10 protein-coding genes and 1 pseudogene are annotated in these 13,150 nt (G+C 32.0%); 8 read left to right on the top strand and 3 right to left on the bottom strand.

What is annotated here, in order from left to right; translation table 11 throughout:
* The first annotated feature begins 277 nt into the window (after positions 1-277).
* The 5 genes and pseudogenes from CD032_RS08210 (at position 278) to CD032_RS08185 (ending at position 6,903) form a co-directional block, all read left to right on the top strand.
* Positions 278-1,303 carry a LacI family DNA-binding transcriptional regulator gene (locus tag CD032_RS08210; protein WP_019470039.1) on the top strand — a complete coding sequence of 342 codons (1,026 nt, stop codon included), beginning with the start codon at positions 278-280 and terminating at the stop codon, positions 1,301-1,303.
* A 255-nt stretch (positions 1,304-1,558) separates the two neighbouring features.
* Positions 1,559-2,812, top strand: a pseudogene (locus CD032_RS08205) (MFS transporter).
* A 16-nt stretch (positions 2,813-2,828) separates the two neighbouring features.
* The gene (xylB, locus tag CD032_RS08200) at positions 2,829-4,313 is read left to right on the top strand and encodes a xylulokinase (protein WP_019470042.1); all 1,485 of its coding nucleotides are present in this window, start codon (positions 2,829-2,831) and stop codon (positions 4,311-4,313) included.
* 19 nt (positions 4,314-4,332) lie between these two features.
* A complete protein-coding gene (locus CD032_RS08195; RefSeq protein WP_019470043.1) occupies positions 4,333-5,394 on the top strand; it encodes an NAD(P)-dependent alcohol dehydrogenase in 1,062 nt (353 codons plus the stop codon).
* Positions 5,395-6,228: 834 nt separating this feature from the next.
* Positions 6,229-6,903 carry a haloacid dehalogenase type II gene (locus CD032_RS08185; protein ID WP_019470045.1) on the top strand — a complete coding sequence of 225 codons (675 nt, stop codon included), beginning with the start codon at positions 6,229-6,231 and terminating at the stop codon, positions 6,901-6,903.
* A gap of 258 nt (positions 6,904-7,161) precedes the next feature.
* On the opposite strand, the gene CD032_RS08180 is transcribed toward CD032_RS08185, so the two are convergent.
* Positions 7,162-8,331 (bottom strand): ArgE/DapE family deacylase, encoded by a 1,170-nt coding sequence (locus tag CD032_RS08180; RefSeq protein ID WP_040029770.1) that lies wholly within the window; start codon positions 8,329-8,331, stop codon positions 7,162-7,164.
* Positions 8,332-8,492: 161 nt separating this feature from the next.
* Here CD032_RS08180 and srtA point away from each other — a divergent pair, with 161 nt between their 5' ends.
* Positions 8,493-9,092 carry a class A sortase SrtA gene (gene srtA, locus CD032_RS08175; protein WP_019470047.1) on the top strand — a complete coding sequence of 200 codons (600 nt, stop codon included), beginning with the start codon at positions 8,493-8,495 and terminating at the stop codon, positions 9,090-9,092.
* Positions 9,093-9,179: 87 nt separating this feature from the next.
* Here the strand turns inward: srtA and CD032_RS08170 are convergent, their stop codons facing one another.
* The gene (locus CD032_RS08170; RefSeq protein WP_103211367.1) at positions 9,180-9,848 is read right to left on the bottom strand and encodes an N-acetylmannosamine-6-phosphate 2-epimerase; all 669 of its coding nucleotides are present in this window, start codon (positions 9,846-9,848) and stop codon (positions 9,180-9,182) included.
* Between the two features lie 165 nt (positions 9,849-10,013).
* Here CD032_RS08170 and CD032_RS08165 point away from each other — a divergent pair, with 165 nt between their 5' ends.
* Positions 10,014-10,811: a MurR/RpiR family transcriptional regulator gene (locus CD032_RS08165; RefSeq protein ID WP_019470049.1), complete on the top strand. Its 798-nt coding sequence runs from the start codon at positions 10,014-10,016 to the stop codon at positions 10,809-10,811.
* Between the two features lie 358 nt (positions 10,812-11,169).
* Here the strand turns inward: CD032_RS08165 and CD032_RS08160 are convergent, their stop codons facing one another.
* Positions 11,170-12,042, bottom strand: a complete 873-nt coding sequence (locus CD032_RS08160; RefSeq protein WP_019470050.1) for an ROK family protein — start codon at positions 12,040-12,042, stop codon at positions 11,170-11,172.
* A 225-nt stretch (positions 12,043-12,267) separates the two neighbouring features.
* On the opposite strand from CD032_RS08160, the gene CD032_RS08155 reads away from it, so the two are divergent.
* A complete protein-coding gene (locus tag CD032_RS08155; RefSeq protein ID WP_019470051.1) occupies positions 12,268-13,149 on the top strand; it encodes an N-acetylneuraminate lyase in 882 nt (293 codons plus the stop codon).
* Position 13,150: the final 1 nt, after the last annotated feature.

Genomic DNA, 13,150 nt, shown 5'->3' with positions numbered 1-13,150 from the left:
AGACAAAATAGTTAGGTTACAAATAAAGTTTGTTAAAATGATATTAAGAATTAATAATTCGTATTTTGGATATGAGTATAGATAGAAAAATCACTATTTTGGAAAATAAAATGCCTTTTGAAGTAATAAAATGATAGGTTTCTATTTAATTTACTTGAAAATGAAAAAATCTCAATATTTATGATAGCGCTTGCATTTATTGTGGTGAATATATATAATGAATCTAGCTGACATGAATAAGTCGAAGCAAATAACTTAAACGTTTAAGGTGAGTGGCATGGAAAAAAATAAACCTACACTTCATGATGTAGCAAAAGTTGCTGGGGTATCAATTGCGACCGTTTCCAATGTATTGAATAACAAAAGTACTGAATTAGGTAAAAAGACGAGGCAGAAAGTATTAGATGCAATTGATAAATTGCATTATGAACCGAATCAATTTGCAAGAAGTTTAAAAACAGGGCAGTCTAATTTAATTGTTTTTATTGTACCTGATCAAAATCCTTTTTTTACTGAAATACTGACAGAATTAAACAACGAATGTCAAAAACATCAATTGCATGTAGCTGTTGTGTCGTCTGAGGAAAACGAGTTAAGACAACAAGCGTTGATAGAAACATTTATCGCGCAAAATGTAAGCGCTATTATATTAGTTCCAGTGAAGTCTAAATTAAAATTTAAGAAAGAGTGGAGCCAAACACCTATCTTGACTATAGATAGGAAAGTAGATGGTACATATTTACCTTCTATAAGCGTGGATAACAAGAAAGCAGCGTTTGATGCAACTCAGAGAATTATTGATAGTACCTGTAAAAATATAGGGTTACTGTTAGCGAATCCTGATATAAGCACAACGTCAGAACGGAAATCTGGATATGAACAAGCGTTGAAAAAAAATAATATTAAGTTAGATGAGCAACTCATTTATTATAGCAATCAGCAATTGGGTACGGATGCACAAATTGACAGTGGGTATCATGCGACTAAATCATTAATTAACAAACAGGTTCAAGCTGTTGTGGCGACTAATCATTTATTGTTATTAGGTGCTTTACAAGCAATAAAAGAAAGTGGCAAAAAAATTTCTCAAGATATGATTATCATTGGTTTTGATGATAGTTACTGGAATGAAATTTATACTCCAAAATTATCTGTCATTTCACAACCTACAAAAGAGATAGGTCGTGTCGCAGGCGAAATGATCAATCATCTAATTCAAGGGGAAAATGTCTCTTCGATTGAACTAAATACAAAACTAATCATACGTGAATCTTGTTCATTTATAAAAGATAAGTCATTATGATAAAAACAAAAATGTATTCCAAGTCTGATACTTGTTGATTGTTGTTATGATTATATACATTGGAGTAGATATTGTATTATGAATTGTTTAAACAAGACGGGTTTTTGAAATCATTTGATTTTAATCCCGTTAACTTAATCGCTAAAACTTAATCGCTAAAACTTAAACGTTTAAGTTTATTTTAGTTATATTTTTAAATAAGGGGGAAATATTTTGAATAACATTACAATTTCTAAAGATAGTCCAAAAACATGGATGGGAATCCCGAAAATTATTTTTATTGCACTTATAGCTATATTTATTTTTATGACAGGAGATGGGATCGAACAGGCATTTTTATCAAAAAATATTGTTGATATCGGTTTTTCTGGTGGTCAAGCTTCCTTAGTGTTTACAGTATATGGCGTGATGGTAGTTGTGGGTTCTTGGTTAGCGGCCGTTTTATCTGATGTTTACGGTCCTAGGAAAATAATGGCTTTAGGAACAATAATATGGTTAATTTTCCACGTGCTTTTTTTAGTGTTTGGAATATGAATGGAAAATTTGCCTATGATGTTAGTGTTATATGGTATTAGAGGATTAGGTTATCCTTTGTTTTTATATGGTTTCTTAGTATGGGTAACCTATATCACTGATAAATCAAGATTAGCCACAGCAATTGGTTGGTTTTGGGCAATGTTCTCAGTTGGAATGGGGGTAATTGGTACTTATTTACCTAGTTTCACTATTCCATTTATAGGTTTTAATGGAACACTATGGATGTCATTAATATGGATTTTTATAGGAGGTTTAATTGCATTTATCGTTGTAGGAAAACGGGATGTAAAGCCGAATATAACGCTTTCGGTTAAACAAAGATATACTAAAGTATTAAAAGATATCGGCGTAGTTTATAAGAATCCAGAAATTATTAAAGTCTTTATCGTACGCATCATTAATCAATTATCTTTGTTTGGGCTAGTTATTATCTTTCCAGTATTATTCACGGAAACTATTGGATTTTCAATGCAACATTGGTTATGGACATGGGGAACAATGCATGTGACGTGTATCGTTGGTGATGTAGTTTGGGGTATTATTGCTGATAAAATTGGTTGGAAACGTCAAGTGATGTTATTTGGTTGTATCGGTTGTGGCATCACGACATTATTATTTTATTATTTACCAATACTTAGTGGTGATGTGTTTGCAATTGCAATTTTATGTGCAGTATTATTCGGTATTACACAATCAGCCTTTGTACCTATTTTTGCAATTTTTACAGCTTTAGAGCCTGATCATATTGGTGCTACACTTTCTTCACATAATCTTGCTGCTGGATTGAGTAATTTTATTGCACCATTAATTGCCACGCTTATATTACCGTTATTCAACGAAGTTGGCGTCGTATGGGCTTTTGCTATTTGTTATTTCATAGGTGCAGTAATCACTTATTATATTAAAGTTCATCAACCAGGCATTGGGGACGATAAAGTTGAAGCATTAAATGCACAAATTGAAAATTATTAAGAAAGGAAGATGTAAATTGGAACAGGTTGTACTTGGTATAGACCTAGGTACGAGTTCAGTGAAAATTATTGCTGTGAATAAAAGTGGTCATGTTATTGAACAATCAAGTATTCCTTTGAAATTGAGTCAGCCATATATTGGCTACAGTGAACAAGATCCTGAATCATGGGTGGAGGCAGTAAAAGAAGGTATAAAAAAGTTAATAAATACAGAAACAATGACAAATAAACGTATTAGTGCCCTTTCGTTTTCTGGACAAATGCATGGTTTAGTACCACTGGATAAAACATACCAACCTATTAGAAATGCAATACTATGGAATGACACTAGAACTACTAAACAATGCGAGGAATTAGAAAACAAATTTGGGAAGACACTTTTAAATAATCCTATACTTGAAGGTTTTACATTACCTAAACTTTTATGGATGAAACAGAACGAACCAAATTATTGGCAACAATTAGAAGTGTTTTTGTTACCTAAAGATTATGTACGCTATCGACTAACAGGTCATATTGCTATGGAATATAGTGATGCAGCAGGTACGCTTCTTTTCAATCCAAAAACAAATGACTGGGAAAAAGAAATTGGGGACAAGTTGGAACTTGGTGATATATACCCACCGTTAGTACAGTCGCATAGTTATGTAGGTAATGTTACAGAAATAGTTAAAAAAGAACTAAACATTAAAGAAGATATTGCTGTTTTTGCTGGTGGTGCAGATAATGCATGTGGCGCTTTAGGTTCAGGTGTTATTAATGAAGGTCAAACGTTATGTAGTATAGGAACTTCAGGTGTGATTTTATCGTGTACTACAAATAATCAAGTAGATTATGGACATAACATTCACTTCTTTAAACATGCCATGCCTAATATGTCGTATGCAATGGGTGTCACATTAAGTGCAGGTCATAGTTTAAATTGGCTCAAAGAAAAGCTTTTTAAAGCATATTCATTTGATGAAATCTTGAATTTTGCTGAGAAATCTACTATTGGAGCAAATGGTTTGTTGTTTTCACCATACATTCAAGGTGAGCGAACACCACATGGTGATGCATATATTAGAGGAAGTTTCATTGGGATAAATAGTAATACAGAAGAAGCGGATTTTGCACGAGCTACAGTGGAAGGCATTACTTATTCACTATATGAATCCATTGTATATATGAGAGAAAACGGTAGGCATATTGATGAAATTATTTCGATTGGTGGTGGCGCTAGAAGTAGTTTTTGGTTACAAATGCAAGCAGATATTTTCAATACTCAAGTCACTGCATTGAAATATGAAGAAGGCCCAGGTGTAGGAGCAGCCATGTTAGCTGCATATGGATTAGGTTGGTTTAATACAATGCAAGCATGTGCTGAAACATTTATAGCGCTAGGAGAGACATATAAACCTAATATAGAAAATCATAAAAAATATAAACAGTATTTTGAAATTTATAAGAATATATACGCTCAGACCAAAACGATAACAGAAAAATTATTAAAGATTAATTAACTATTAGGAGGAAATTAAAATGAATAATAATATTCCAGAAACTATGAACATTTCAATATTAAATAAACCATTTGAGATGGAACTTAAAGAAGTAGACGTTCCTAAATTAGGACCTACAGATGTTTTAGTAAAAGTGATGGCGGTAGGTGTTTGTGGATCGGATGTTCATTATTATGAACACGGTCGTGTAGGGGAATTTGTTGTTGAAAAACCATTGATTTTAGGACATGAATGTTCAGGAATCGTTGCTGATATCGGCTCAAAAGTAACACATTTTAAACCCGGGGATAGAGTTGCCATTGAACCTGGAGTTCCCTGTGGAGAGTGCGAATACTGTAAGGCTGGTAAATATAACTTATGTCCTGATGTTAAGTTTTTAGCTACGCCTCCTATTGATGGTGCATTTAGTCAATATATAAGTCATCCTGAGGGATTTTTATTCCATATTCCTGATGCACTATCATATGAAGAAGCAACATTAAATGAACCATTTTCAGTTGGCGTACAAGCATGTAAACGTGCAAAAGTTCAGCCAGGTTCCACAGTAGTAATAATGGGTATGGGCCCAGTTGGTTTGATGGCTGTTGTAGCAGCAAAAGCTTTTGGTGCTACAAGAATTATAGTGTCAGATCTTGAACAAATAAGATTGGATGAGGCATTAGAACTTGGTGCAACACATGTTATAAATATTAAAGAAGAAGATGTTATTACCCGTATCAATGAAATAACAAATCATAACGGTGTAGATTATGCTTTTGAAACTGCAGGTAATCCAACAGCCTTACAAAATGCACTAGCGGTCTTGAACAATGGCGGAACTTTAGCAATAGTTGGCTTGCCACAACAAGAAAATATTGAGTTAAATATACCTTTTATCGCTAACCATGAAATTAATGTTGTAGGTATCTTTAGATATGCCAATACTTATCCAATGGGCCTTGAGATGTTATCTTCAACTGCAGCTAATTTAAATACAATGTTTACCGATTCATATGATTTGGAAGATGCACAAGAGGCAATGGAAAGAGCAAGAACCAATAAAAGCGGATCATTAAAAGTTATGGTTTATCCTAATGGGTAATTAAAGTAATAGTATTATAAGAAGATCTAAAATCACTGCCTGAAAGTGATTTTAGATCTCTTTTCAAATGAGCAACTTTAGCACATTTGTTGAGAATGCAGTGCGATACCATTAGTGTTAATGGGTGCATAAAGTTTAATTCTGGGAATGGAATATAACTATGATGATAGATGGCAATAAAAGCCTAGAGATATAGCACGAAACATTCTCTTAGAATATTATATATCTTAAAATGTATTGTTACAATATAAAATTAAAAAAATTAAAATAAATGATATGCGTTATAAATAAAAAATAGGTGCTTATTTGTAGTGATATAAAATTAAGCTTTGAATTAATTGAAGAGCAATGATAATTACTTATTTTTTTGATAAAGTTCAAATGCTTTGTACAGAAATATTAGGGAAGATACAATTAAAAATAAAGTGAATAATCCGTTAAAAATAGGATTGCTGAAAAATTGGAAAATAGTAACTGAACTTAATGATTCTAAAAATACTGAACCGGTTGTTTTTATTTGTAAGAAGTCAAAAGAAAGTAAAATCAAAGTAATCATCAACATGTAACCTACGGCGATAAAAAAGAGGTTTAGTAAATCTAATAGAAACATCCTTCTCATAACAACCAGCTCCCTTCTTACTGTTCTATAACCGATTTGTAGTATAATAAAGCTATATTTAAAGAAATTTACAAAAAATTAATAAACGATAGAGTGAATATCTTTTCAATTGTCCTTATCAATTTACATAAAAATAAAAATGATAATAAACTGTTTGACTTTGTTGAAATGTGATAAAGAATAAGTAAATGCGTGTTTTGAATAGGAGGTTTAAAATGTATAAAGCAATTATTTTTGATGTTTATGGAACACTTTTTGACATGTCCTCTTTAAAAAAAGGTATGACGCAATTTGATGATGAACAAGCAACATCAATTTCAAAGCTGTGGAGAAAAACGCAATTAAATCACATGTTTTTAAAACAAATTATGCAAAGATATATTTCCTTTGATGAGTTAACGAAAGAAGCTTTACGTTATACAATGGATGAACACAAAATACAATATGATCGTGAAGATATAAACAGGTTGTTTGATGCTTTTTTAAATTTAGAGTATTTTTACGAAGTACCTAAAATACTCGCGCAACTTAATAATATGGATATGGATGTTGGTATACTATCTAATGGAAATGATAACATGCTTAGACCATTGATTGATAATTCTGAGTTAGGGGAAAATATTAATACAGTTATGAGCGTTAATGAAATTAAACAATATAAACCCAGCCCTGCAAGTTATGCATTGATTTTGAAATATCATCATCTGAAAAGAGAAGAGATATTATTTGTTTCTTCTAATTCTTGGGACGTAACAGGAGCAACCAATTTCGGTTTTGATACAGCTTGGGTGAATAGACAAAATGGACATTTTGATTATAATGGACAAAATCCTACAATAACAGTTAATAATTTAAATGAATTAATTAATTGGTTAGAGATGAATAAATAAACATTTAAGATTGTCCAGAGAGTATTTACAGTCATTAAAAGTGAAAAATCATCATAGTAATTTGAATGAAAAAAATGGATGTTAGTTTTGAATGTTTATACAATTTACTCTAGTCAAATATATGATGGTAAAATTGAAAATGTTAAATACAAAATGGCTAATCCACTTCGTATGGATTAGCCATTTATAGAGTACGCAGTTTCTGTATTAAGCTTTGTTTAGTGATTGTAAGCGTGTTATATCACGTGCTTAGTGATTTTATTTAGCCGTATTTAAATATTGTGGTAATAACTGGCTATATAAATCTATAAAAGTTAGATAAGCATCTTTATAAACATATTCATCAACTTGATGTGCTTGTCCAGTCTCACCTGGGCCATACATTACAAATGAGAAACTTTCATCTTTATCTTTCATTAAATATGATGCATCTGTAGTTGCAGTAGAAGAAGTCACATCCAGATTTCTATCAAAATAGGAATCACCTAAAGATTTAGCTAATTTTAAGAATGTATTATCTCCCTTAGTATATACAGGATCGCGGTTTACATAAGGGTTAACAGTTATATCAGCGTTACTTTCTTGGTTAACTTGATCTTTTATACTGTTAAATAACGCCTCAAATTTATTATTATCATAATCTGGTATGGTACGCATGTTAAACAGTGACTCAGCATAGGCTGGTATAGAATTGACTTGGTCGCCACCGGATATGATTGTTGAATTCATTGTTGGCGTACCGAGCAACTCACTTTTAATATCAACTTTATTATACGCTTTATTTAAATAATGAATAAAATCGACCAATGGATTAATCGCATTATAACCTAATTCAGGCATTGAGCTGTGTGAAGATTTACCTTTGGATATCACTTGAATATCCATGGTACCTTTATGTGTATAAACAATGCCATCTTGTGAAGGCTCTGCGATTAATAGGGCTTCGACGTCATCCATATAGCCTTTTTCATGTAATAATGCAGCGCCGTCACTCGTTACTTCTTCTCCTGCAGTCGCCATAAATCTGATAGTACCTTGATTTAATGTACCTGCTTCTTTAATTTCTATTAAACTAATTGCTAAAGCGGCTAGTCCTGATTTCATATCTGCAGAGCCACGTCCGTGTAATCTTCCTTGATTATCCTCTGTAAGCTTAAATGGGTCATAATTCCATAAATTTTCATCACCTGTAGTGACAACGTCCATATGCCCTGAAATACCAACCACAGGTTTTCCGTTACCAATTTCTGCAACTAAGTTAGCTCTTGTGTTTTCGCCTTCCAGTTTTTCGATTTTGGTTTGAATTCCGTATTTATTAAATAAATCTTGTAAATAATGTGCGACATCAAGTTCTTTTTCGTTCACAGATTGAATTTCAACAATGTCAGACAATATCTTTACACGCTCATCATTAGAAAATACTGACATACAAACACATCCTTTATATATATTGAATACTTTAGTATCTACCACATTATTAATTTTTAAAACTATAAAAGGATTGATGCAAAAAAATATGCTTTGTTAGATAATGAGTTGTGCTATACTTATAATGAATCGTTTGATTTAGACAAAGGAGCATGCGTGACATGAAAAAATGGGGAAGTAGACTTGTCACATTAATTGGTGTGGCACTCATTATAATAGCAATTTATTTATTTATGAAACCAAAGATTGATAATTATTTTACTCAAAAAGACAATGAAAATAAAATAGAACATTATGACCAACAATCTAAAACTTCTGAAAAAAAGAAAGTAGAAATACCTAAAGATAAGACAAAGATGGCAGGTTATTTATCAATTCCTGATGCAGATATTAAAACACCTGTTTATCCTGGCCCGGCCACGCCGAAACAATTAGATAGAGGCGTAAGTTTTGTGGAATCAAACGAATCATTAGAGGATCAAAATATCGCAATTGCAGGTCATACATTAACGGGTCATTCGGATTATCAATTTTCTAGGTTACCTGAAACGAAAAAGGGAAGCAAAGTTTATTTTAAAGTTGGAGATGAGCGAAGAACGTATCAGATTACTAAAATTTATGATGTGAAACCAGATGAAGTTGAAGTGTTGGACGAACAAGCATCGAATAAGAAGCAACTAACATTAATTACATGTGATAATTACAATGAACAAACAGGTGAGTGGGAAGATAGAAAAATATTTATTGCCGAAGCACTATAACATGCACCGTTAAATAAAAAATCATATAAAAAGTCCGTATTCATTACCAAGTAAAAACATGGGTTTGAATACGGGCTTTTTTAAATGTTAATTTTCAATTGCTTGAATAAATCTTTTGGTGATTTCTTTAGGGCGTGTAATCGCACCTCCGACGACTGTACAATGAACATTTAAGGCTGTAACTTGTTTAAACATTTCAGGTGTGATGACATTTCCTTCAGCTATAACTTTTGCATGAACATGTGAAATCACATCTTTTAAAAATTTGAAGTTATCTTCATACAAAATATGTCCTTTAGTATAAGCAGTATAGCCTCGAAGGGTCGTTCCTATGTAATCAAAACCTAATTTATCAGCATATTGTGCTTCTTCAAGTGTAGAGATATCAGCCATAATTTCTATATTTGGTGCTTGCTGACGTATATAAGAAACAAGTTCTTGTAATGATTCTTCAGGACGCTCCTGCTTTGTAGCATCCAAGGCAATAACTTCACATTTGCTTTCTAGTAATTCATCGACTTCTTTACGTGTTGCGGTGATAAAAACATCAGAATTTGCATAGTCTCTTTTGACAATACCGATGATAGGTAAATTCACCTCTTGTTTTATCGCTATAATGTTTTCTTTAGAGTTTGCTCTAATGCCAACAGCACCACCTTCATATGCAGCTAAAGCCATTTTTGACATGATAAAAGATGAATGTAACGGCTCATTTTCCAAGGCTTGACATGAGACAATTAATCCTTGTGGTAACATAATAATACACTCCGTAACTTTAGTAGATTTAATAAAATACTTTACTATCTAATAGATTCATATTTTTAATATAACACCAAGAAAATAATAATCAATATATTTCATTGTTATGAAAAACATTTTCATTTATACTATAGCTATGATTGGGATGGGAGGATAGATAATATGAAATTTGAAAATCGCGTGCAACGTTATCATCATTTATTTACTAAAACAGATAAACAAATCGTAGCGTATATTCAAAACAATGACTTTGACGACACATTTTCAACAATTAATTCATTAGCATATGCGATTGGTACTTCGCCTGCAACGATTACAAGATTTAGTAATAAATTAGATTATGAGAACTTTCAGGATTTGAAGTTTAATTTACAGCAAGAAATGTCGGAAAGAGTAATAGAAAATAGTCCTTTAATTCAACGTATTCATAAATATCATCAAAATATTATTCAGCAAACAGGAGAATTTATTTCTGATGAAAAAATTCAAAGCTTTGTTAACCAAATTATTCGAAGTAGACAAATCATTTATGCAGGTCTTGGTAGTTCTGGATTATCAGCTACAGAATTTTACTATCGTATGATGAGAATGGGTTTGAAAGGGAATGTGTCTACAGATGCTCATCAAATGAAAATATTTGCTTCTTTGTTATCAGCATCAGATACATTTGTAGCGATTTCAAATAGTGGTGAAACTACAGAGCTTATAGCTGCAGCCAAAGTAGCACATGAACGTGGGGCTTATGTCGTAGTTATAACGAATTATGAAGGAAGTCCAATTACTGAGTGTGCAGATTTAGTGCTCATAACAACTGATCAATCTAGAAATAAAGACACACAATTTATTAATACTCAAATAGCAACATTGTTTTTAATAGATATTGTCAGTTACTTATTATTAGATGATACATATATGCATAATGTATATCAACATACGAAAAAAGTAGTGTTAAATGAATAGAGTCATTGTGAACGTAAACACGTAAATAAATGTTACGAGGTTCGTTAGGCATATAAGTATCCTTGATTAAAACAAAAGCGCCAAATTCTATTGAGATTATATAGAATTTGGCGCTTTTGTAGTCCATGGACATTAATATGGTGGATATATTTCAAAGTATGAAGAAACAAGTAAGTGCTGTGCTCGCTTAATTGTGTTTATTTATGACCGCTTTCTTCGTGTGCAACAGTAAATACCTGCATAAACGAAAAATTGGCTTAATATCAATATTTCTTTGATAGTAGGATTTTTGATGATTTTGGTACATAAAGGACGTAATTTTCATGGCTATAACAGCATAACGTCGTCAATAGCTGTTTTAAAATTTAGAGACTGCGCCATAAAGTGCAGCATGATTCTGTGTACGCGATGTTTGTATATGAGCATGACCGTATTGCTCAGGTAAGTAATGTTCGACTTTAGGTACGATGTATTTTAATAAATTTTGTCCTTGTGAAGAAACACCGCCACCGATCAGAATTAAACCGGGATCATAAATAATCTGTATTTGAGCGATACCTTCTGCGATTGAATCACTCCATTGATTGAGTATAGATAATGCAAGATTATCTTGTTGATCTGCGAGTTCAAATAATTTTGGTACATTGTCTTGATAAATAAATCCTTTTTCTAACATGAGTGTTTTTAAGGCAGTTGTTGAGGCACGTTGTTCAAATGTTTTGTTTGTTTGTCTATCAAAAAGTAAATAACCAATTTCATTAGCACGATTTCGTTCCCCGTTGTATAGTTGGGAATATTTATTATAAAAAGCGCCCCCAATTCCTGTACCTAGTGTTAAGCAAAAAATATTTTGTGCGCTGTAATCATGGAAAACCAATTCCCCTAACAAAGCTGCATTGACATCGTTAAATACGTTCATCTGAGCATTTATTGGTTTAAGCAAACACTTGAAGTCAGTATTTACGTAATTGGGTATGGTTGGACCAGCGTATTCAACTATGCCACGGCGTTCGTCTATAACGCCTGCGCTAGAAATGCCGACATAAAGTGGGGATATTTGATAAGATTTTTGAAACGTCATTACAATGTTATAAATTTTATCCTTAATAAATGTATCTATGTTGTTAGGGGTAGGTGTTTTGATATATTCTATAAAATTTAATGATTGATCAACTACAGCTGCTTTAATTTCTGTACCTCCAATATCAATAGCAATCTTATATGGATGCATATACAAATCCTCCTTAATTTTTAAAAGAAAATCGATATTGAAAAAAATTTTCGCTTATATTGTTTCAAAATGATGTATTTTTTCAAAATTCTATTGCCACACTCTATGATAGCGTTTACAATTTGAACTGTAAATAGAATAAATAAAAGATATTTTTTAAAGCATTATACAGTTATATAAATGATTTTGAATAATAACTTAAATATATAGATGGAGGGTTATACGATGGAAGAGAATTTAAAAGGTTTATATGCAGCATTATTAGTACCATTTGATGAAGATGGTCAGGTTAAAGAGAAAGGATTGGCGCAAATTGCTCAAAATGCCATTGAAACTGAAGGCTTAGATGGACTTTATGTTAACGGCAGTTCAGGTGAAAACTTCTTATTAAATAAAGAACAAAAGAAACAAGTTTTTAAAGTTGCGAAAGAGGCGGTTAATGAAAATGTAAAATTGATTGCTCAAGTTGGGTCGTTAGATTTAAACGAAGCAATAGAGTTAGGTAAATATGCAACTGAATTAGGATATGATGCGATTTCAGCAGTTACACCGTTCTATTATCCATTTTCATTTGAAGAAATCAAAGATTACTATTTTGAATTAATTGAAGCGACACAAAATAATTTAATTATTTATGCAATTCCAGACTTAACTGGCGTTAACATTTCTATAGAACAATTTGGTGAATTATTTAACCATAAAAAAGTGGTTGGCGTAAAATATACAACTCCTAACTTTTTCCTATTAGAACGTATTCGAAAAGCGTATCCAGATAAATTAATACTTTCAGGTTTTGATGAAATGTTAGTGCAAGCAGCTATTTCTGGTGTGGATGGTGCAATTGGATCTACTTATAACGTGAATGGTAGACGCGCAAGACAAATTTTTGAAAAAGCTAAAAGCGGTCAAATTGATGAAGCATATCAAATTCAGCATGATACTAACAACATAATTGAAAATGTGTTGTCTATGGGCATTTATTCTACATTAAAAGAAATTTTAGCGACACGTGGTATTGACGGAGGTTTACCGAAACGCCCATTTAAACCATTCAATGAAAATAACAGAGCTAAATTAGAAACATTAATTAACAAATACGATTTGTAGG

It is taken from the genome of Staphylococcus cohnii subsp. cohnii, from assembly GCF_002902365.1.
Taxonomy (GTDB): domain Bacteria; phylum Bacillota; class Bacilli; order Staphylococcales; family Staphylococcaceae; genus Staphylococcus; species Staphylococcus cohnii.
The sequence above is the reverse complement of the archived record's forward strand: the minus strand, read 5'-3'. Positions and strand labels throughout refer to the sequence as shown.

Bases quoted from the DNA above. Each gene is read 5' to 3' on its own strand.
- CD032_RS08210 (WP_019470039.1), top strand. From the start codon at position 278: ATGGAAAAAAATAAACCTACACTTCATGATGTAGCAAAAGTTGCTGGG.
- CD032_RS08195 (WP_019470043.1), top strand. From the start codon at position 4,333: ATGAATAATAATATTCCAGAAACTATGAACATTTCAATATTAAATAAA.
- CD032_RS08185 (WP_019470045.1), top strand. From the start codon at position 6,229: ATGTATAAAGCAATTATTTTTGATGTTTATGGAACACTTTTTGACATG.
- CD032_RS08180 (WP_040029770.1), bottom strand. From the start codon at position 8,331: ATGTCAGTATTTTCTAATGATGAGCGTGTAAAGATATTGTCTGACATT.
- srtA (WP_019470047.1), top strand. From the start codon at position 8,493: ATGAAAAAATGGGGAAGTAGACTTGTCACATTAATTGGTGTGGCACTC.
- CD032_RS08170 (WP_103211367.1), bottom strand. From the start codon at position 9,848: ATGTTACCACAAGGATTAATTGTCTCATGTCAAGCCTTGGAAAATGAG.
- CD032_RS08165 (WP_019470049.1), top strand. From the start codon at position 10,014: ATGAAATTTGAAAATCGCGTGCAACGTTATCATCATTTATTTACTAAA.
- CD032_RS08160 (WP_019470050.1), bottom strand. From the start codon at position 12,042: ATGCATCCATATAAGATTGCTATTGATATTGGAGGTACAGAAATTAAA.
- CD032_RS08155 (WP_019470051.1), top strand. From the start codon at position 12,268: ATGGAAGAGAATTTAAAAGGTTTATATGCAGCATTATTAGTACCATTT.